Source organism: Anaeromyxobacter sp. SG66 (assembly GCF_022690805.1).
GTDB classification, from domain to species: Bacteria; Myxococcota; Myxococcia; order Myxococcales; family Anaeromyxobacteraceae; genus Anaeromyxobacter; species Anaeromyxobacter soli.
The window spans coordinates 13,383-31,261 of sequence record NZ_JALCZC010000025.1; the positions used below are offsets into that span (position 1 = coordinate 13,383).

Below are 17,879 nucleotides of genomic sequence, written 5' to 3' on the forward strand. Positions count from 1 at the left end.
GCATGGTGCGCGGCCTCGCCGTTCGCGGCGAGCAAAGATGCATCGGGTCCGGAGGAGACCCGACACTTGGGCTCGACTTCCCGCTCATCGGGGCGCGCGTGCGCCCTCATCGCCGCGCTGGCGCTCGGGCTCGCGCTGCGTGCGCGCGCCGACGGCACCGTCCCCGACGCGCCGCCGTCCGAGAGCGAGCCGCCGGTGCGGCTCCCCGAGGTCGAGGTCCGGGTGCCACGCGCCGAGGTCGAGAAGGATCCGACCGCGTCCGCGACGGTGGTGTCCGCGAGCCGCTTCGAGGGCGAGGCGAAGGACGTGGCGCAGCTCCTCGCCACCGCCCCGGGCGTCTCGGTCACCCGCTACGGCACGCTCGGCCAGCTCGCCACCGTCTCGGTGCGGGGCGTCGCCGCGGACGGCGTGAAGGTGCTGCTCGACGGGCTCCCGCTCGGCACGGCTGGCGGCGGGGTGGATCTCTCGACCATCCCGCGCCAGTGGATCTCGCGCATCGAGGTGGTGCGCGGCGCGGCGGGCGCGCAGTTCGGCGCGGGCGCGCTCGGCGGCGCGGTGAACGTCGTGATGCGCCAGGGCGAGAAGGGCGAGCTCTCCGCCGAGGCGACCACCGGCGCCTTCGGCACCTACGCGATCTCCGCCGACACCGTCGCGGAGGTCGGGCCGTTCTCGCTCTTCGCGGCGGCCACCGGCGAGGACACCCAGGGCGACTTCACCTACGCATTCGACGACCGGCCGTCGCTGCCGGGGAGCCCCCTCGAGGAGCGGACCCGCCGGAACAACGGCGCGCGGCGCGCCGGCGCCCTCGCCAAGTTCGGCGGGGTCGCGAGCGGCTTCCGGGTCGACGGCCTCGCGCAGCTCACGGCCGGGCGGCGCGAGCTCCCCGGCTCGCCCTACCAGCCGACCCCCGCGGACTGGGAGGAGGACGGGCGGGTGCTCGCGATGCTGCGCGTCGCGCGCGCGGTTCACCCTCGCCTCACGCTCGCCGCTCGTGCGTTCGGCCGCCGCGACCTCCTCGACACGCGGCTCGCCGCGATGGGGTCGGACCCCACGCGGCAGCGCGGCGGCGCCGGCGGGCTCGAGCTCGAGGCGGGGCTCACGCACGGTCCGGGCGTCCTCACCGCCGCCGCCTCCGCGGAGGTGGAGGGCTACTCGAGCGACGCGCTCGGCGGGACGCGGAGCCGGCCCGGCTTCGCTGGCGCGCTCGCGGAGGACCTGCTCCTCGCCGGTGGCCGGCTGCGCGTCGGTCCGTCGGTGCGGGCGGAGCGGACCGGCGGATACTCGGGCGTCTCCGCCAAGCTCGGCGCGGCGTTCGAGCTCGCCCGCGGCCTCGCGGTCCGGGCGAGCGGCGGACGGACCTACCGCGTCCCGAGCTTCGCGGAGCTCTACCTCGAGCAGGGACTCCTCGCCCCGAACCGCGACCTGCGGCCGGAGACGGGCGCCGGCGCGGACGCGGGGCTCGTCTACGACGGCGCGCTCGGGCTCCTCTCCGTCGGCGGCCACGCGACCGTCTACGACGACATCATCACGTACGAACCGGCGAGCGTCGGCCGGTTCCGCCCGTTCAACACCGGCCGCGCGTTCGTCGCGGGCGTGGAGGCCGAGGCGGCGACCTCGCCCTGGCGGCGCGCGCTCGGGCTCGCCCTCTCCGGCGCGTACACCTTCCTCCCCACCGAGGTGCTGCGCGGCAGCGCCGACGTGCTCGGGAACGCGCTGCCCCGCCGGCCGCGCCACCGGGTCTACGCGCGGGCCGCGATCTCGCCCGGCCGCCTCGGCGCCCACCTGCAGGTGGAGCACGTGCGCGACCAGTACCTCGACATCCGGAACCAGGCCCGGCTCCCGGACCAGACGATCCTCGGCGCCGGCGCCTCCGTGCGGATCCTTCGCCAGCCGCTCGTGGCCCTCCACCTCGAGGTCGAGAACCTCGGCGACGACCGAACCCTCCTCGACGGCTACGGCAACCCCCTCCCCGGCCGGACGTGGATGGTCACGCTCCGCGCCGGGACCTCATCTCGCAGTGAAAGGACCCCATGACCCTCCGTTCCCCCCTCGCGGTCGCGCTCGCCCTCGCGTTCGCCCTCGGCTGCAAGAAGGACCTCGTCTGCCCCTCGGGCGAGGTCGACTGCGGCGGCCGCTGCGTGTCGCTCCTCACCGATGCCTCGAACTGCGGCTCCTGCGGAGCGACCTGCGGCGCGCTCGAGGCGTGCGGCGCCGGGAGCTGCGGCTGCGCGCCGGGCATCGCCCTCTGCGGCGGGGCCTGCACCGATCTCGCCCGCGACGCACAGCACTGCGGCGCGTGCGAGACGGCCTGCGGCGCGGCCGACTTCTGCACGACGCAGGGGGACGCCACCGCCTGCACCGCGGCGTGTCCCGGCGGGTTCACGGCGTGCGGCCGGTCGTGCGTGGAGCTCGCGACGGATCGGCAGAACTGCGGCGCCTGCGGCAAGGCCTGCGGCGCGGGGGAGGCGTGCCGCGACGGCGCCTGCCGCGCCGAGGTGTTCGTCGCCTGCTACGCGACGGGGGACGTGCGGCCGGTGACGATCGATCTCGCCCCCGCCGGCGCCCCGCGCCTGTCGCGCGGCGGTCCCACGGCGCTCGCGATGGGCGCGGACGTGCTCTACACCGCGAACGGCTTCCCCGCCGGGGTGGGCGTCGTGCCCATCGACGCGAGCCTGCCGACGAGCCTCACCGTGCTCCCCGGAAACGACCTGCAGTACGTCACGACCTACGCCGGCGCGGTGCTCGCCGCGAACTCCGGCGTCGGCACGCTCGTGGTCCTCGACGCGGCGGGCGGGGTGCTCGACGAGATCGTGCTGCCCGGCGACGCACCGAACCCGCACGGGCTCGCCGTCGCCGGGACGACCGCGTACGTCGCGCTGTACGGCAACGGGCCCACGGGCGACCAGACCGCGCCGGTCGGCCAGCAGATCGCGAAGGTCGATCTCTCCGGGCTCGCCGAGTGCGCGAAGCCGGACGCGCCCGCCTGCGGCGCGGGCGGCGCCTGCGCGGCCGGGCGCGAGTGCCGCGACGGCCGCTGCCGGGCGCGCTGCGGCGAGGTCACGGGCACGATCGACGTCCTCGCGGTCCCGGGCAGCGCCGACGCCCCCGGCTATCCCTTCCCGAACCAGGTGGCGACGGTCGGCGCCCGCGTGTTCGTGTCGCTCCCCAACTTGAAGTTCGCGGACTTCGGCGGCGGCTTCGCCGGCTACTTCGCCCCCGCGGGCAACGGACGGCTGCTCGTCGTCGACACCGCCGCGAGCGACGCGACGTCCATCGTGGACCTCGGGCCCGGCTGCAAGAACCCGGGCGACGTGGCGGTGCTGGGCTCGACGGTGTGGATCGCGTGCGGGTCGTTCTCCTTCCCGACCGAGGCCCCCGGCGCGATCGTGCCGGTGGACGTCTCGGGCGCGCCGAAGGTCGGCGCGGCGGTCGACGCGAGCGCGATCGTCCCGGGGAACGTGACGTTCTGCGGCGGGCGCGGCCTCGTGACCGACCAGAGCTCCGGAAAGGTGCTGCCCTTCGACCCTGCGTCGCGCGCCACCGGCGCCGCGACCGAGGTCTGCCCGGTGAATCCCGACACGCACTTCGCCTGGGTGTCCGACATCGCATGCAGCGAGTGATCCGCACCGCCGCCCTGGCCCTCGCCGTCGCCGCGCTCGCCCTGTCGCGCGCGGCGGCGGACGATCCCCTGCGCCCGAGCGGCAAGGGCGCCGCGGAGGGCGGCGCGATCTGGGTGGGGCCGCGCCCGAAGGCGCCGCCCCGCCGGATCGTCGTGCTCGCGCCGAGCCTCACCGACGTCGTCGTCGCCCTCGGCCACGCGGACCGGCTCGTGGGCGTGACGCGGCTCGACGACTCTCCCGAGGTGAAGGACCTCCCGCGCGTGGGCGGGTTCCTCGACCCGAGCCCGGAGGCGGTGCTCGCGCTCTCGCCCGATCTCCTGCTGTGGGTGACGGACGGCGGCGCCCTCGGCGCGGTGCGGCGCATCGCCGAGCTGTCGGCCGCGTCGCGCCACCCGTTCCCGGTCCTCGCCATCCCGATCGTGAGCGTCGCCGACGTGCTCGCGACGCCGCGCCTCGTGGGCGAGGCGCTCGGAGACCCCGCGGGCGGCGAGCGGCTCTCGCGCTCCCTGCGCGCGGCGGTGGACGACGTGCGGCGCCGGGGGCGGGAGGTGAAGCGCAAGCGCGTCCTCTTCGTCGTCGGGCGGGAGCCGCTCGTGGTGGCGGGTCCGGGGAGCTTCCCCGACGAGCTCCTCGCGCTCGCCGGGGCGGAGAACGTCGTCCGCGGCGAGCGCCCCTGGCCGGTCTACCCGCTCGAGAAGGCGGTCGTGGACGATCCGGAGCTCGTCGTGGACGGCGCGGCGCGCGAGCCGCCGGAGGGGATCGCGCGGCTCGCCGCGATCCCCGCGGTCCGCCGCGGCCGGGTCTTCCGGATCCCGAACGACGATCTCCTCCGGCCGGGGCCGCGCATGGTCCGCGGCCTCGACGCGCTCTTCCGCGGGATCCACCCCGAGGCGAGCCGGTGACCGTGTCCCCCGCGGCCCGGCTCGCGCTCGCCCTCGCCGCGGGCGCCGTGGCCGTCGCCCTCGCGATCGCCCTCTCCTGCGCGCTCGGCGCCCAGCCGATCTCCATCTCCGCCGCGCTCGCGGGGCGCGATCCCGACGCGGCGATCCTCCTCGGTCTGCGGCTCCCGCGCGCGGTGCTCGCCGCGCTCGTCGGCTGCGCCCTCGCCGCCGCGGGGACCGCGCTCCAGGCGCTCCTGCGGAACCCCCTCGCCGAGCCGTTCGTGCTGGGCGTCTCCGGCGGCGCCGCCCTCGGCGGCTCGATCGTGCTCGTCGCGGCGGCGGGGCTCGCGCGCGTCGCCGGGAGCGCGGGCGAGGCGCTCGCAGCGGCGCCGCCGGTCGCGGCCGGCGCCGTGCTCGGAGCGCTCGCCTCGACCGCGCTCGTGTTCGGGCTCGGCCGCGTCGCGGGGCGGCTCGTGCCGGAGGCGGCGCTCCTCGTCGGCATCGTCTTCAACGCCTTCGTCGCGGGCGTCATCACGCTCATCAAGCTGCTCGTCCCGCCCGAGCAGGCGAGCCGGCTCATGTACTGGCTCGTCGGCGCGGTCGGCTACGAGACCTCCGGCACGATCGCCGTCGGGGCCGTCCTCATCGCCCTGTCCGTGGGGGCGCTCGTCGCGCTCTCGGCGCGCCTCAACGTCCTCACGCTCGGCGACGAGGAGGCGGCCTCGCTCGGGGTCGACGTCAGGCGCGCCCGCGCGGCCGTGTTCTTCGCGGCGAGCGCCGCGACCGGCGCGGCGGTCGCGCTCGCCGGCATGGTCGGGTTCGTCGGCCTCATCGTCCCGCACCTCGTGCGCCGCGTGGTCGGGCCCGACCACCGCCTGCTCGGCCCCCCCGCGGCGCTCTTCGGCGCGGCCGGGCGCGGCCGCGCCGACGCGCTCGCGCGGCTCGCCTTCCTCCCGCTCGGCACCGAGCCGCCGGTCGGCGCGGTCACCGCGTTCCTCGGCGGGCCGTTCTTCCTCTGGCTCCTCCGCCGCACCGAGCGGCCGTCGGAGGCGGCGTGAGCGCGCCCGCGCCGGGCCCCATCGTCGAGGTGCGCGGCGCCTCGTTCGCCTACGGCGCGCGGAACGCGCTCGAGGACGTCTCCTTCACCGCGCGCGCGGGCGAGTTCGTCGGGCTGCTCGGCCCGAACGGCGCGGGCAAGTCCACCCTGGTCCGGCTCGTCGCCGGGCTCGCCGCGCCCTCGTCCGGCTCGGTGCGCCTCGGGGGGCTCGATCCCCACGCCGCGCCGCGCCGGGAGGTCGCCCGGGTCTGCGCGCTCGTCCCGCAGGAGCCGCGCGTCGGCTGGCCGTTCACGGTGCGCGAGGCGGTGATGATGGGGCGCACGCCGCACCAGGGCCTGCTCGCCGTGGCGACCCGCCTCGATCACGGGGCGGTGCGCGGCGCCCTCGAGGCCTGCGACCTCCTCCACCTCGCCGGACGCCGGCTCGACGCGCTCTCGGGCGGCGAGCGGCGCCGCGTGTTCTTCGCGCGCGCGCTCGCGCAGGAGCCGCGCGTGCTGCTCCTCGACGAGCCGACCGCCTTCCTCGACCTCGCCCACCAGGTCGCCGTGATGCGGATGGCCCAGCTCGCGGCCCGCGGCGGACTCTGCGTCGTCGCCGTGCTGCACGACCTGAACCTCGCCGGCGCCGCCTGCGATCGGCTCGTCGTGCTCTCCGGCGGCCGGGTCGTCGCGGAGGGCCGGCCCGCGGACGTCCTCACGGACGCGCGGGTGAGCGCGGTGTGGGGAGTGCCGGTGTGGCGCGGCGAGAACGGGGCGACGGGGAAGCCGATCGTGCTGCCGAACGTGTGAGGATGGCCGGCGCCCGGAAGGTGCACGGAACAGTCACCGTGGGAGTGCCCGGCCCATCGCGCGAGGAGAGGCGACGCCCCTCCCGGCAGCGGAGGAGTCGAGCGTCCCTTCGAGCGGTGAGTGAAACTGACAGCGAGCGTATCGGCACGGGACGCCGGCGGCGCAGTCACCTCGCGGCGCCGAGCTCTTTCAGGCGTTTCTCGGCGATCTCTTGCTGCCTCGGCGAGATCGGCATGCCGAGGAAGCGCCGGTAGCGCGCGACCGCCTCCGCCTTGCGCCCACTGTCGCGGTAGACGTCGCCGAGGTTGAGCTGGATGGCCGGGCGCTCCGGAAACTGCTGCTCGCACTCGAGGAGGACCCTCTCCGCGGACGCGTGATCCCCGATCGCCCAGTATGCGAACCCGAGGTTGTTGCAGATCTCGCCCTCGTCCAGGAGACGCCGGCCATCCTGCAACGCGGACCTCCACGACGCGATCGCCTCGGAGCGGCGCCCCGCCTTCCACATCGCGAGCGCTCCCGCGTCGAGCTCGCCGAGGTCCTCGCGCTCGCGGTCGAAGGCGGCGCTCGCGGTGTCGACCACCGGGCCGAGCGGACGGACGTCGAAGAGCTTGCGCCGAGCATCCCAGCGAACGAGCGTGGAGCAGTTCAGGTGCGCCCCTCCGGGCACGTAGAACTGCTCCACCGTCACGGCTGCGTCCGTGGCGCGCAGGGCGCTCACCGTCCCGAGCCCGCCGCAGCTCGCCGTCGGGCCGGACAACCCGTCCCCTAACTCGACCGTGCGCCCCGCGTCGATCGCTCCGCGTGAGGGGTCGTGGACGAACACCTTCGCCTCGAAGCCCGCGCCCGGATCCCTCTCGTCCACGTACCGCCCGCCGGACTGGACGTACACGAGGAGCAGCCCCGACCCCGGGAGCGTCGCCGCCATCAGCTGCGCCGGTCGCGCAGGGCCTGCAAACTCGACGAATGCACTCGACGCATGGAAGGTCGCCCTCGCGGACGCGCTCGGGCGGGCGCTCCAGCTCGCTCCGGTCGCCAGCGCGTCGCGCGCGGCGTCGGTCGCGAGGAGGTCCCGGCGCGTGACGTCGATCGTGGAGCGCTTCGGGTCCCATGTCACGAAGCAGGCCGGGCGCGGGTCGCGGCCACCCGCGAACCCGATCACCACGGCCCCGCCGATGCCGGCGACGTTCGGCGTCCCGTGCTCGGGCGAGCCGAGGCACCTCGCGTCAGGATCCGCACCTCGTATGGCCTCGGCGAGCGCCGCCGTCAGCGCTCCGTCCGGCGCGCCGTTCGCGCGCAGCACGAACGCAGCCTTCGGGCTCGGTCCGTCCGGCTGCGCGGGCCATGCCTCGACCACTGCCACGTGCATCGACGACCCGGGGAGCGGAACGTACTGCTCGTGCGCAGGGAGCGGGCCCCCGAGGAAGGCGCGAACGGCCGGGAGCACGAGGAACCCCGCGGGCACGGGAGCGGCAGCCGGTTCGTGAGGTCCTGTCCGGCTCGTGTTCGTCGCCGGAGCCGCGGCGGTCACGGCGAGCACGAGGGGAAGCGTCCACATACGCGCAGTCACCCGCCTCGACGACGCAGCTCCGAGCTTCAATCGAACATGTACATCTTCAGCGAAGCCGCGATCGTCCGCGCCGAGGTCGCGTCCAGGCTCTGGCGGTAACCGACGTCGAGCGCCACTCCACCGCGGGTGACGATGCCCGCGCCGAGCGACCACCACGACGTGTCGATCGTCTCGTCGCGCGCCCAGCCGGCGCGGAGCGGGACGAGGCCTCCCAGCAGCACCTCGGCGCCGACGCCGTAGCGGTTCTTCGTGGTCTCGGCGCGGTCGAGGTCTGCGCGCCAGTCCGCGGTGATCTGGAAGGCGCGGTCGTTGCCGAGCGTGAGGCCCGCGCCGACGCCCATCGGAGCCACCGCCTCGTTCGCGATGGGCACGAGGTTGTAGCCCACCGCGCCGAGCGAGACCCACTCGCCCACCTGCCAGAACAGTCCGGCGTCGCCGGTCGCCGCGCTCACCTTCTCGTTGGCGCGAAGCGAGAGCCACTTCGCGGCGACGCCCAGGTAGAGCTTCTCGGCGATCGGACCCGCGAGCGCGAGGTGGACGAGGTTCCCCGTGTAGTCCCCGTCGATCGCGCGCAGGTACGAGACGCCCGCGGCCACCGGCGACGAGAGCGAGTCGACCACGGAGCCGCCGAAGAGCTGCGCGACGCTCTCGGCCCCGCGCCGATCGACGAAGCCGCCCGCCTCGACCGAGTAGCGCCGGCGCGCCCCGATCGTCGCGGGGTTCACCAGGATCCCGTCGTTGCCTGCCGCCATCCCCACGCCGGCCGAGAGCGCGAGCGCGCGTGGACCGGCGAGGTCCGGGACCCCACCGGGCGGAGGCAGCTCGGCGGCAGCGGCGTGGGCGGCGACGATGACGGCCGCGAGGGCACTCGTCACGATTCGCGCGTGCACCGGGCGAGGATACGGGGACGTCACGCCCCCGGCAAGGACGCTTGTGGCGGTTTTCGGGAACGCGCTACGGTCGAAGGGTACGGCTCACCCGAGGAGGACCCCATGCGCAAGCGCGACACGGATCGCTACCGTGCTCTGCTCGAGGAGCAGCTCAGCGCGCTCGTGGGGCAGTCCGAGCGGGCGGTCCACGAGATGTCGGGAGGAGAGGGACGGCAGATCCCGGATCCGAACGACCGCGCCACGGCCGAGGAGGGCCGGAACTGGGCGCTCCGCCTGCGCGATCGCGACCGCAAGCTCATCACGAAGATCCAGGAGGCGCTCGCGCGCATCGAGGCCGGCACCTTCGGGCGCTGCACCTCCTGCGGACGCCCGATCGCGGCGGCGCGGCTCCGTGCACGCCCGGTGACGGACCTCTGCATCGGCTGCAAGACCGAGGCGGAGCGGCTCGAGCGCTGAACGGCCGGGTGCGCGCCCGCCCGAAGGCCGCAGGAGCACCCACCGCCTCGCGGCGTCCTGCGGCGTCGACGAGCGGGTCTAGGTCGAGGTCGAGGTCGAGGTCGGAGCCGGAGCCGGAGTCGGGGTCGGCTCCGCGCGGCGAGCCCGCCGGGGCGCACCCCCGATGGAACGCTTGCGGACTTCTGCTCGGCGCTGAGCGGGGCTAGATTGCCGGCACCATGGAGAACCGGACGATCCGCAAGGCCGTCATCCCTGCAGCGGGCCTCGGCACGCGCTTCCTCCCAGCCACGAAGGCGGTCCCGAAGGAGCTGCTCCCCATCGTGGACACGCCCACAATCCAGTACATCGTCGCCGAGGCGGTGGCCGCCGGCGTGCGCGACGTCGTGCTGGTGGTCGCCCGCGGCAAGGAGTCGATCGTCGATCACTTCGACATCGCCGCCGAGCTGGAGGCGCACCTCGAGCGCACCGGGAAGCTCGAGCTCAAGAAGCAGATGCGGTCCATCGCCCAGATGGCGAACGTCATCACCGTCCGCCAGCAGGAGCCGCTGGGGCTCGGGCACGCGGTGCTCTGCGCCCGCGACGTCATCGGCGACGAGCCGTTCGTGGTGATGCTCGGCGACGACATCATCGACGCGAAGGTGCCGGGCGCGAAGCAGCTCGCCGACTGCTACGCGAAGCACGGCCTCGGCACCGTGGCGCTCATGGAGGTCCCGCGCGAGGAGACCTCGATGTACGGCATCGCCGCAGGGTCGGAGATCGAGCCGCGCACCCTCCGGGTGGACCGCCTCGTGGAGAAGCCGAAGCGGGACCCGCCCTCGAACCTCGCGGTGATCGGCCGGTACGTGCTGCCGCCGCGCGTCTTCCAGGTCCTCGAGCAGGTTCGCCCCGGCGTCGGCGGCGAGATCCAGCTCACCGACGCGCTCGCGGTGCTGGCGCGCGAGGACGGGCTGCTCGGCTACCGCTTCGAAGGCGACCGATATGACGCCGGCGACCGATTGGGGTATCTGAAGGCGAACCTCGCGTTCGCGCTGAAGCGCCCCGAGCTCGCGGGCCCGCTGCGCGAGCTGATGAAGGAGATGTCCCGTTGACGAAGCGCCTCCTCGCCGCCCTCGCCGTCGCCGCCCTCGCGCTCCCCGCCGCCGCCTACGTCCTCCCGGTCTCGAGCATCCTCTCGCGCCTCGCCGCGAGGCGCGCCGAGCTCTCGCTCGCCTCGGTCGAGGCCCAGGGGACGTTCCAGGCGGAGGGCCCCGACGCCCAGAAGCTCGCGCAGGCGGCGGGGGTCGAGCTCCGCGGCCAGCAGCTCACCGTACCCGCGCGCTTCCTCATGAAGGTGCCGGGCCGCTGCCGCCTCGAGCTCGCGCCGCTGGACGTCCCGGAGGCGAGCCGGCCGTACGTCGCGATCCGCGACTCCCGCGTCGTCGGCTCGCGCGGTCTCGCCGAGCTCCCCGCCGCGGTCGCGCTCGTCCGCTCGACCTGCGCCCTCCTCGGCCCGTCGCTCGCCGGCGGCGGCGCCTCCGCGTACGCGAGCGTCCTCGGGCGGCGGGGGGTCTCGACCGCGGAGGTGTCCATCGGCCGGTTCGACGGCCGCCTCGCCTACGTCGTCGGCGCGCGATCGAGCAAGGACGCGAAGCCGGTCGCGTACGTGGACAAGGAGACCTTCCAGCCGATGCGGCTCGTCTCGGCAGAGGGCGGCGTGATGCTCGACGTCCGCCTCCTCGGCTGGGGCTCGCCGACGGGCGGCGACTGGTTCCCTCGCGCCGTCGAGGTCTGGAAGGGCGAGGCCGTCCAGCTCCGCTTCACGACGGAGAAGGCCGCCGCGAACCCGCGGCTCGGGGACCCGTTGTTTCCATAGAAGCGGGGGGGGGGGGCCCCCCCCCCCCCCCCCCCCCCGGGCCGCGGGGGCCCCCCCCCCCCCCCGGGGGCCCGGGCGGCCCCCCGTGGCGGCTTCGCCGCGAACGCGGCGGCGCCCCGCCGGGAGGGACTGCGTCCCTCCCCGTCGCTTCGCGACGGGGCCCCTCCCTGCTGACGGATGTCGGCGGGCGGCGTGAACGCGTGTCGCGAATGCGGCAGGAGGGACTGCTTCCTCCCCGGACACACGTCGGGCGGGAGCGTGAACGCGGCGGTGACCCGCCGCGGCCGGCGGGCTCGCTTCGTTCGCCTACCGCCTACCCTGCCGCGCGATCGGCCTCGTCCTGCTCGCCCACGTCGGGCTCCACGTCGGTGCGGTACTTGCGCAGCACGCGCTTGAAGTTGGACCGGTCCATGCCGGCCTTGCGGGCCGCCGCCGAGATGTTGCTGTCGCAGTGGCGCATCAGCGTCTCGACGTAGCCCTTCTCGAACCGGCGCAGCGCCTGCTCCTTCGCGGCGGCGTAGGACATGGTGAGCCACACGGACTCGTCGCCGCTCGCCGGCGCCTCGCGCACGAGCGGCGCGGTGCGGCCGGTCACGGCGGGCGGGAGGTCCGACGCGCTCACCGCCTCGCCGCGGCAGAGCACGACCGCGCGCTCGATCGCGTTCTCGAGCTCGCGGACGTTCCCGGGCCAGCGGTAGCCGCAGAGGAGCTCGACCGTCTCCGGCGACAGGGTGCGCACGCGCTTGGCGAGCCGCTCCGCGTACCGGCGCAGGAAGTGGTGGGCGAGCAGCGGGACGTCGTCGACGCGATCGCGGAGCGGGGGGAGCGGGATGTTGATGACGTTGAGGCGGTAGAACAGGTCCTCGCGGAACTTGCCGGCCTTCACGAGGCGCGGCAGGTCGCGGTGCGTGGCGGCGATGACGCGCACGTCGACCCGCACCGAGTCGGCCGAGCCGACGCGCTTGAGCTCGCCCTCCTGCAGCACGCGCAGCAGCCGGACCTGGGTCGCCATCGGGATGTCGCCGATCTCGTCGAGGAAGATCGTCCCGCCGTCGGCGGCGTCGAACAGGCCCTTCTGGTCGCGCTGCGCGCCGGTGAACGCGCCCTTCACGTGCCCGAAGAGCTCAGACTCGAGCAGCGTCTCGGTGAGCGCGCCGCAGTTGAGCGCCACGAACGGCTGGGCGCGCCGCGGGCTCCGCGCGTGCAGGGCCCGGGCGACGAGCTCCTTGCCAGTGCCGCTCTCGCCGGTGACGAGCACGGTGGTCGCGCTGTAGGCGACCGCCTCGATCATCCGCACCACCTCGCGGATGGGCGCGGAGTTGCCGACGAGCCCCTCCGGCGCCGCGCCCTCCTTCTCGCGGAGCTGCGTCTCGAGCCGGCGGTTGCGGTCGAAGAGCATCTTGCGCTCGGCCGCCTTGGCGACCGCACGCGCGACGAGCTCGACGTCCTCGAACGGCTTCGTGAGGTAGTCGTACGCGCCGGAGCGGACCGCGGCGAGCGCGGTCTCGACCGTCGCGTGCCCGGTCATCATGATGACCTCGACCTCGGGCCGGCGGTGCTTCACCGCCGACAGGAGCTCGAGGCCGGAGAGCTGCGGCATCTTGATGTCGAGCAGCGCGACGTCGAAGTCTTCGTGCGCGAGCCGCTGCGTCGCCGCGATGGGCGAGTCGAGCGCGACCACCGCGTAGCCCTTCTGCTCGAGCAGAGCCTGGAGCGCGCGGAGGAGCGTCGGCTCGTCGTCGACCACGAGGACGCGTACGGGCTTGGTGTCTGTGCCTTCGGCCATGATGAGGTCCCCTCGGTTCAGTGCTTCGACTGCGTCGCCGGCAGGTCGACCACGAAACAGGCGCCCCCCTCAGGGCCCGGCTCGACGCGGATCGAGCCGCCGTGGTCCTCGGCGATCTGGTAGCAGATGGAGAGACCGAGCCCGGTGCCCTTCCCCTCGGGCTTGGTCGTGAAGAACGGCTCGAAGATCCGCTTCGCGATCTCCGGGCGCACGCCCGGCCCGGTGTCGGCGACGGACACCCGCACGCGCCCCGGCGCGCCGGGGCCGGCGGTCACGGTGAGCCGGCCCGCGCCGCTCATCGCCTGGATGGCGTTCACCACCAGGTTCACGACGATCTGCTGGAGCTGGTTCGCGTTCCCGAGCGCGGTGACCGGCCGGTAGTCGCGCACCACCTCGACCTTCCCGTCCTTCATCTGCGGGCGGAGCAGGAACAGCGCGTCGTCGGCGACCTGCGCGAGCTCGACCGGGCCCTTCTCCTCGCCGCGCGGCCGGCGCGAGAAGCGCAGCAGGCTCTCGACGATGCGCTTGGCGCGCATCGCCGCGTCCTGGATGAGCTTCAGGTTCTCGAGGTCGGCCGGCGAGCGGTCCTCGCGGCTCATGAGCTGCGCGAAGGCCAGGATCCCGCCGAGCGGGTTGTTGATCTCGTGCGCGACGCCGCCGGCGAGCTGGCCGATGGCGGACATCTTCTCCGCCTGGAACAGCCGCTGCGTCACCTCGCGCTCCTCGGTGACGTCCTTCATCACCACGACGAAGGCGGCGTCCTCGCCCGTGAACGGGAAGGAGCGGACGAGCCAGGTGCGGTCGCCGCGGACGGCCTCGGCCTCGGCGCCGCCCGCCGCGACGCGGCACCGCGACGGGCAGGGCAGCGCGCCGAAGGCGTGCTCCCGGCAGCGCAGGCTGGGGAGCGCGTTCACGGCCACGCCCGCGGCGCGCGCGAACGCCGCGTTCGCGCGGACCACCTCGCAGCCGCCGCTCTTCACGATCGCGACCGGGTCGCCGAGCGCGTCGAAGCAGGCGCGCCACTCCTCGGCGGCGCGCACGAGGGCCACCTGCCGCGCCACGAGGTGCGCGTCGAGCTCGCGGTTCACCCGCTCGAGCTCCGCGTTGCGCACCGCGAGCTCGCCGGCGAGCCGGTCGTTCTCCTCGAGCGTCCAGAACTGGTCGATCGCGCTCTGCACGGTGATGAGCAGGTGCGCGTCGTCCCAGGGCTTCCAGATGAAGCGGAAGATCTCGGAGCGGTTCACCGCCTCCTCGATGGCGGCGGAGTCGGCCTGGCCGGTGAGCAGGACCCGCTGGACCCGCGGCCAGCGCTCCTTCACCCTGCGCAGGAGGTCGATGCCCGTCATGCCCGGCATCCGGTGATCCGAGACGATCGCGTGCACGGGCTCGCGCTCGAGGAGCTCGAGGGCGTCCTCCGCCCCGGCCGCCTCCAGGATCCGGCAGCGCGCGCGGCGCAGGACGCGCTGGAGCGCGCGCCGGACGAGCTCGTCGTCCTCGACGATGAGGAGGGTGCACTCCCGGCTGGGTCCGGGGTGCACGCATCCCGTCGAGGTGACCTGCGCGTCCATCACGGGGTGCCCCCACGGTGCATCGTCCGGTCCACGTGGGACGGACCCGGGGAGCAATGTTTTCGCAGCGTTGAGCGCGCTCGGACCCGGGTAGCGATGCGCTCCGGGTCAACCTATACCCTTACCCTGACAGTAACGCCACTTTGCGTTCAGCCGTTTGCGGGAGGGCCGGGCGGCGGGGTCGAGCTGGGCGACTGGTAGAGACGGATGGTGTTCCGCCCGGCGCGCTTCGCCTGGTAGAGCGCGTCGTCCGCGAAGCGGAGGAGGTGCTCGTGCGCCGTGATGTCCTTCGAGGGGAAGAACGCCACGCCGAGGGAGGCGGTCACGCGCAGCTCCGCCGGCCCGGCGTGCGCCTCCGCCGCGACGGCGTACGCCTTCGCGCCGAGCGCGCGCCAGATCCGCTCCGCGACGGCGAGGGCGCCGGGCAGGTGCGTCTTCGGCAGGATGACCGCGAACTCCTCGCCCCCGTAGCGGCAGCAGATGTCCGGATCGCGGATCGACGCGCGCGCCACGGCGGCCGCCTCGCGCAGCACCGCGTCGCCGGCCGGGTGGCCGTGCCGATCGTTCACGGTCTTGAAGTGATCGAGGTCGATCATGATGAGCGACAGCGGGTCCGCGTAGCGGTGCGCGCGGCAGAACTCCTCGTAGAGCCGCTCGTCGAAGAAGCGCCGGTTCTTGAGGCCCGTCAGCGCGTCCGTGACCGAGCGCTCCTCCAGATCGCGCTGGGCGCGGCGGAGCTGGTCCTGGAGCGACTTGATGCGCAGCATCGCCGCGCAGCGGGCGAGGACCTCCGCCTCGGCGAACGGCTTCGCGAGGAAGTCGTCCGCCCCGAGCCGCAGCCCGGTCACCTTGGAGTCGACGTCGCACCTCGCCGACAGGATCATGACCGGGACGAAGGGCTCCTCGGGCCTGGCCTTGACGGTGCGCAGCACCTCGAGCCCGTCCAGGTCCGGGAGCATGAGGTCGAGCAGCACGAGATCGGGCGGCACCCCGCGGATGGCGCGGATCGCCTCGCCTCCGTCGCGCGCGATCCGGACGCGGTAGCCCTCACGCCTCAGCACGGACACGAGCCAATCGACCTGGCTCGGCGAGTCGTCGACGACGAGGATCTCCGGCGCGGGCACGCGGCGCCGACTCTAGCCGAGAACCGGGGGGCCCCCAAGGACGCGGGCGTGCGCGCCTACGCCCACGCGACGCGCCGCGCGCACACCGGCGACGCGCTCCCACCGCAGGCTCCCACCCGGGCGTTTCCGCCGCCGCGCCGGCGCCCTACTCGAGGGACATGAGCCGCCGCACGCGCCCAGCCGCGCAGGAGCCCACCCTCGCCGCCGCGCTCTCGCGCGCCGCCGCCGCCGCGCCCCGGGGCGTGGTCGTCCTGGATCTCGACTCGACGCTGCTCGACAACCGCCCGCGCCAGGCCCGCATCCTCCAGGACTACGGCCGCGTGGCGGGGCTGCCCGCGCTGCTCGAGGCGCGCCCCGAGCACTGGCAGGGGTGGGACCTGCGGCTCGCGATGGCCAACGCCGGCCTCACGCCCGCGGAGGTGGCGGCGCACGCCGGGCCGGCGCGGCGCTTCTGGGCGGAGTGGTTCTTCACGAGCGCGTACTGCCGCCTCGACGCCGCGCTCCCCGGCGCGGCCGCGTTCGTCCGCGCGCTCGCGAGCGCCGGCGCGCGCATCGCGTACGTGACCGGCCGACCCGCCCGCATGGTCGAGGGCACGTTGCACGTCTTCCGGCGCGAGGGGTTCCCGGCCCCGGACGGCGCGGGCGTACACCTGCTCATGAAGGACGACCTCGCGCTCGACGACGACGCGTGGAAGGAGGTCGCGGCCGCGCGCGTCGAGCGGCTCGGCCCGGTGGTCGCCGCGTTCGACAACGAGCCCGCGCACGTGAACCTCTACGCCCGCCGCTTCCCGGAGGCGCTCGTCGTCCACCTCGCGACCGATCACTCCGCGCGGCCGATCGCGGTGCTCCCGGGGATCCCGGCGATCGCGGACTTCCGCTCCGGGCCGCTCACGGGGGAGGAGCCGTCCGCCGCCGCGGGAGTCCCGTGACCCGCCGCGGCGCTCACCGCAGCGCCTCGTACACGTCCGCGGGCACCACCGGCGCGAGCCCGCCGCCGCCGAGGATGTTGACCACCGGCGAGGCGGCGGCGCGGACCACGGAGCCGTCGGCCCGCGAGGGCCCCAGCCCGCAGTAGGTGGACAGGTCGCGATAGAGCATCCCGCTGTCGAGGCCCTCCGGCGTCACGCGCGTCGCCGCCCGGCGCGCCGCGAAGATCCGCTCCTGCGCGACGAACCCTCCCCCGCGCGCGTCGCCGAGCGCCGCCTCGACGGTCCGCGCCCACTCCTCGGGGGCCTCCTCCGCGCCGAGGTGCACGCTCTTCCCGCCGTAGTCCCAGCTCCGCTTCAGCACCCAGCGCGCCCGCTCCTCGAGGAGGCGCGGCGCGAGCGCCGGGGTGAGCCGCCGCGTGATCGGGAGCCGCGCCGCGGCGGCGCGCTCCTCCGCGTCGAGCCCGGCGCGCCCGGCGAGCGCCGCGTCGTCCGCGCACTCCGACAGCCGCGCGAAGAGGGCCTTCGCCTCGAGCAGGCCGTTCACCGGGTTCACGAGCACGTGGCGCGCCGGGGCGAGCAGCGCGCGCGCGAACGGCGTGGCCGGGTCCACGCGGTTCGCCCACACGTGCCGGTACAGCACGTCCCAGCGCTCCGGCTCGCACGCCGCCGGGACGAGGTTCGCCGCGGCGTGCCCCATCCGCGCGAGGTGGGCCTGGAGGCACCGGAGCTCGCCGATCTGCGCGTCGCCCGGCCGCGCGACGATCGCGATCGACGGGCGCTCGCGCGTGCCGCCGCGCGCCCGGTAGTACGCGACGAGCACCTCGCGCAGCCGCTCCATGTGGCTGCCGCAGCGGGCGACGAGCGCCTCCGCCTCGCGGGGAGGCTTGCCGCGCGCGGCGGCGGCGGCGCGGATCCAGGCGTGCGCGGCGAGATCCGCGTAGCCGGACATGGCCGGGATGGTGGCGTTGAGCTCGAGCGCGCGGGGCGGGCCGCCGCCCTCGGGGACGAGGAAGTCGACCCGGGCGTGGAGCACGGGGAGCGGCGCCTCGGCGAAGAGCTTCGCCATCGCCTCCGCCTCGAGGCCCTCGAACGGCTCCACGAGCGCGGCGCGATCCCGCGCGTCCCCGTGGAGGAGGAGGTGGCGCGCGAGCTTCACCGCGCCGGACAGGATCGCCTGCGCCTCCCGCGCGGCCGCGGCGAGCGCCTCGCGCGACGGCACCTCCGGCTCGGCGACGAGCGGGATCGGCACCACGCTCCCGTCGGGCCTCGCCACCGTGAGCCCGCCCGCCCAGGCGCGCTCCGCCGCCGCGCGTCCGACCGCCGCGAGCGCGTCTCCCTCGAAGATGGGCTCCATCCGCTC

The 17,879-nt window shown here is 75.2% G+C and carries 15 protein-coding genes; 9 read left to right on the plus strand and 6 right to left on the minus strand.

The annotated features are described in order from the left end of the window. Window positions 1–66 precede the first annotated feature (66 nt). The 5 genes from MNZ39_RS09635 to MNZ39_RS09655 are packed head-to-tail and all read left to right on the plus strand — an operon-like array spanning window position 67 to window position 6,347. Complete coding sequence (locus MNZ39_RS09635) at window positions 67–2,034, plus strand: TonB-dependent siderophore receptor (protein WP_242337799.1); 1,968 nt, start codon at window positions 67–69, stop codon at window positions 2,032–2,034. After that, window positions 2,031–3,620 (plus strand): MXAN_6577-like cysteine-rich protein, encoded by a 1,590-nt coding sequence (locus MNZ39_RS09640; RefSeq protein ID WP_242337801.1) that lies wholly within the window; start codon window positions 2,031–2,033, stop codon window positions 3,618–3,620. The genes MNZ39_RS09635 and MNZ39_RS09640 overlap by 4 nt, the downstream gene beginning before the upstream one ends. Next, on the plus strand, window positions 3,608–4,522 hold the full coding sequence (locus MNZ39_RS09645) for an ABC transporter substrate-binding protein (protein WP_242337803.1): 915 nt from the start codon (window positions 3,608–3,610) through the stop codon (window positions 4,520–4,522). Before MNZ39_RS09640 ends, MNZ39_RS09645 begins: the two co-directional genes overlap by 13 nt. After that, the gene (locus MNZ39_RS09650; protein WP_242337805.1) at window positions 4,519–5,559 is read left to right on the plus strand and encodes an iron ABC transporter permease; all 1,041 of its coding nucleotides are present in this window, start codon (window positions 4,519–4,521) and stop codon (window positions 5,557–5,559) included. The genes MNZ39_RS09645 and MNZ39_RS09650 overlap by 4 nt, the downstream gene beginning before the upstream one ends. Further along, window positions 5,556–6,347, plus strand: coding sequence for an ABC transporter ATP-binding protein (locus MNZ39_RS09655; protein ID WP_242337807.1), 792 nt, complete (start codon window positions 5,556–5,558; stop codon window positions 6,345–6,347). The genes MNZ39_RS09650 and MNZ39_RS09655 overlap by 4 nt, the downstream gene beginning before the upstream one ends. A 166-nt stretch (window positions 6,348–6,513) precedes the next feature. Here MNZ39_RS09655 and MNZ39_RS09660 read toward each other — a convergent pair whose 3' ends face one another. Beyond that, window positions 6,514–7,809, minus strand: coding sequence for a tetratricopeptide repeat protein (locus MNZ39_RS09660; RefSeq protein ID WP_242337809.1), 1,296 nt, complete (start codon window positions 7,807–7,809; stop codon window positions 6,514–6,516). Window positions 7,810–7,940: 131 nt separating this feature from the next. Next, on the minus strand, window positions 7,941–8,804 hold the full coding sequence (locus MNZ39_RS09665; protein WP_242337811.1) for a hypothetical protein: 864 nt from the start codon (window positions 8,802–8,804) through the stop codon (window positions 7,941–7,943). 102 nt (window positions 8,805–8,906) lie between these two features. Here MNZ39_RS09665 and dksA point away from each other — a divergent pair, with 102 nt between their 5' ends. The 3 genes from dksA (at window position 8,907) to MNZ39_RS09680 (ending at window position 11,112) form a co-directional block, all read left to right on the plus strand. Then, window positions 8,907–9,260 (plus strand): RNA polymerase-binding protein DksA, encoded by a 354-nt coding sequence (gene dksA / locus MNZ39_RS09670; RefSeq protein ID WP_242337813.1) that lies wholly within the window; start codon window positions 8,907–8,909, stop codon window positions 9,258–9,260. A 218-nt stretch (window positions 9,261–9,478) separates the two neighbouring features. Beyond that, window positions 9,479–10,348, plus strand: a complete 870-nt coding sequence (gene galU / locus MNZ39_RS09675; RefSeq protein WP_242337815.1) for a UTP--glucose-1-phosphate uridylyltransferase GalU — start codon at window positions 9,479–9,481, stop codon at window positions 10,346–10,348. After that, window positions 10,345–11,112 (plus strand): hypothetical protein, encoded by a 768-nt coding sequence (locus tag MNZ39_RS09680; RefSeq protein ID WP_242337817.1) that lies wholly within the window; start codon window positions 10,345–10,347, stop codon window positions 11,110–11,112. Before galU ends, MNZ39_RS09680 begins: the two co-directional genes overlap by 4 nt. A gap of 313 nt (window positions 11,113–11,425) precedes the next feature. On the opposite strand, the gene MNZ39_RS09685 is transcribed toward MNZ39_RS09680, so the two are convergent. From MNZ39_RS09685 to MNZ39_RS24910, 3 genes are all read right to left on the minus strand, one after another. Continuing rightward, the gene (locus tag MNZ39_RS09685; RefSeq protein ID WP_242337819.1) at window positions 11,426–12,898 is read right to left on the minus strand and encodes a sigma-54 dependent transcriptional regulator; all 1,473 of its coding nucleotides are present in this window, start codon (window positions 12,896–12,898) and stop codon (window positions 11,426–11,428) included. Window positions 12,899–12,915: 17 nt separating this feature from the next. Continuing rightward, window positions 12,916–14,466 carry an ATP-binding protein gene (locus MNZ39_RS09690; RefSeq protein WP_242337821.1) on the minus strand — a complete coding sequence of 517 codons (1,551 nt, stop codon included), beginning with the start codon at window positions 14,464–14,466 and terminating at the stop codon, window positions 12,916–12,918. A gap of 149 nt (window positions 14,467–14,615) precedes the next feature. Continuing rightward, window positions 14,616–15,590: a diguanylate cyclase gene (locus MNZ39_RS24910; RefSeq protein ID WP_242337823.1), complete on the minus strand. Its 975-nt coding sequence runs from the start codon at window positions 15,588–15,590 to the stop codon at window positions 14,616–14,618. Between the two features lie 158 nt (window positions 15,591–15,748). On the opposite strand from MNZ39_RS24910, the gene MNZ39_RS09700 reads away from it, so the two are divergent. Beyond that, window positions 15,749–16,519: a haloacid dehalogenase-like hydrolase gene (locus tag MNZ39_RS09700; protein ID WP_242337825.1), complete on the plus strand. Its 771-nt coding sequence runs from the start codon at window positions 15,749–15,751 to the stop codon at window positions 16,517–16,519. A gap of 13 nt (window positions 16,520–16,532) precedes the next feature. Here MNZ39_RS09700 and MNZ39_RS09705 read toward each other — a convergent pair whose 3' ends face one another. After that, window positions 16,533–17,873 carry a hypothetical protein gene (locus MNZ39_RS09705; protein WP_242337827.1) on the minus strand — a complete coding sequence of 447 codons (1,341 nt, stop codon included), beginning with the start codon at window positions 17,871–17,873 and terminating at the stop codon, window positions 16,533–16,535. Between the last annotated feature and the right edge of the window lie 6 nt (window positions 17,874–17,879).

What these genes read in the sequence shown, in the direction of transcription:
- dksA (WP_242337813.1), top strand. Translation starts at nt 8,907, where the DNA reads ATGCGCAAGCGCGACACGGATCGCTACCGTGCTCTGCTCGAGGAGCAG.
- MNZ39_RS09705 (WP_242337827.1), bottom strand. Translation starts at nt 17,873, where the DNA reads ATGGAGCCCATCTTCGAGGGAGACGCGCTCGCGGCGGTCGGACGCGCG.
- MNZ39_RS09640 (WP_242337801.1), top strand. Translation starts at nt 2,031, where the DNA reads ATGACCCTCCGTTCCCCCCTCGCGGTCGCGCTCGCCCTCGCGTTCGCC.
- MNZ39_RS09645 (WP_242337803.1), top strand. Translation starts at nt 3,608, where the DNA reads ATGCAGCGAGTGATCCGCACCGCCGCCCTGGCCCTCGCCGTCGCCGCG.
- galU (WP_242337815.1), top strand. Translation starts at nt 9,479, where the DNA reads ATGGAGAACCGGACGATCCGCAAGGCCGTCATCCCTGCAGCGGGCCTC.
- MNZ39_RS09685 (WP_242337819.1), bottom strand. Translation starts at nt 12,898, where the DNA reads ATGGCCGAAGGCACAGACACCAAGCCCGTACGCGTCCTCGTGGTCGAC.
- MNZ39_RS09690 (WP_242337821.1), bottom strand. Translation starts at nt 14,466, where the DNA reads ATGGACGCGCAGGTCACCTCGACGGGATGCGTGCACCCCGGACCCAGC.
- MNZ39_RS09700 (WP_242337825.1), top strand. Translation starts at nt 15,749, where the DNA reads ATGAGCCGCCGCACGCGCCCAGCCGCGCAGGAGCCCACCCTCGCCGCC.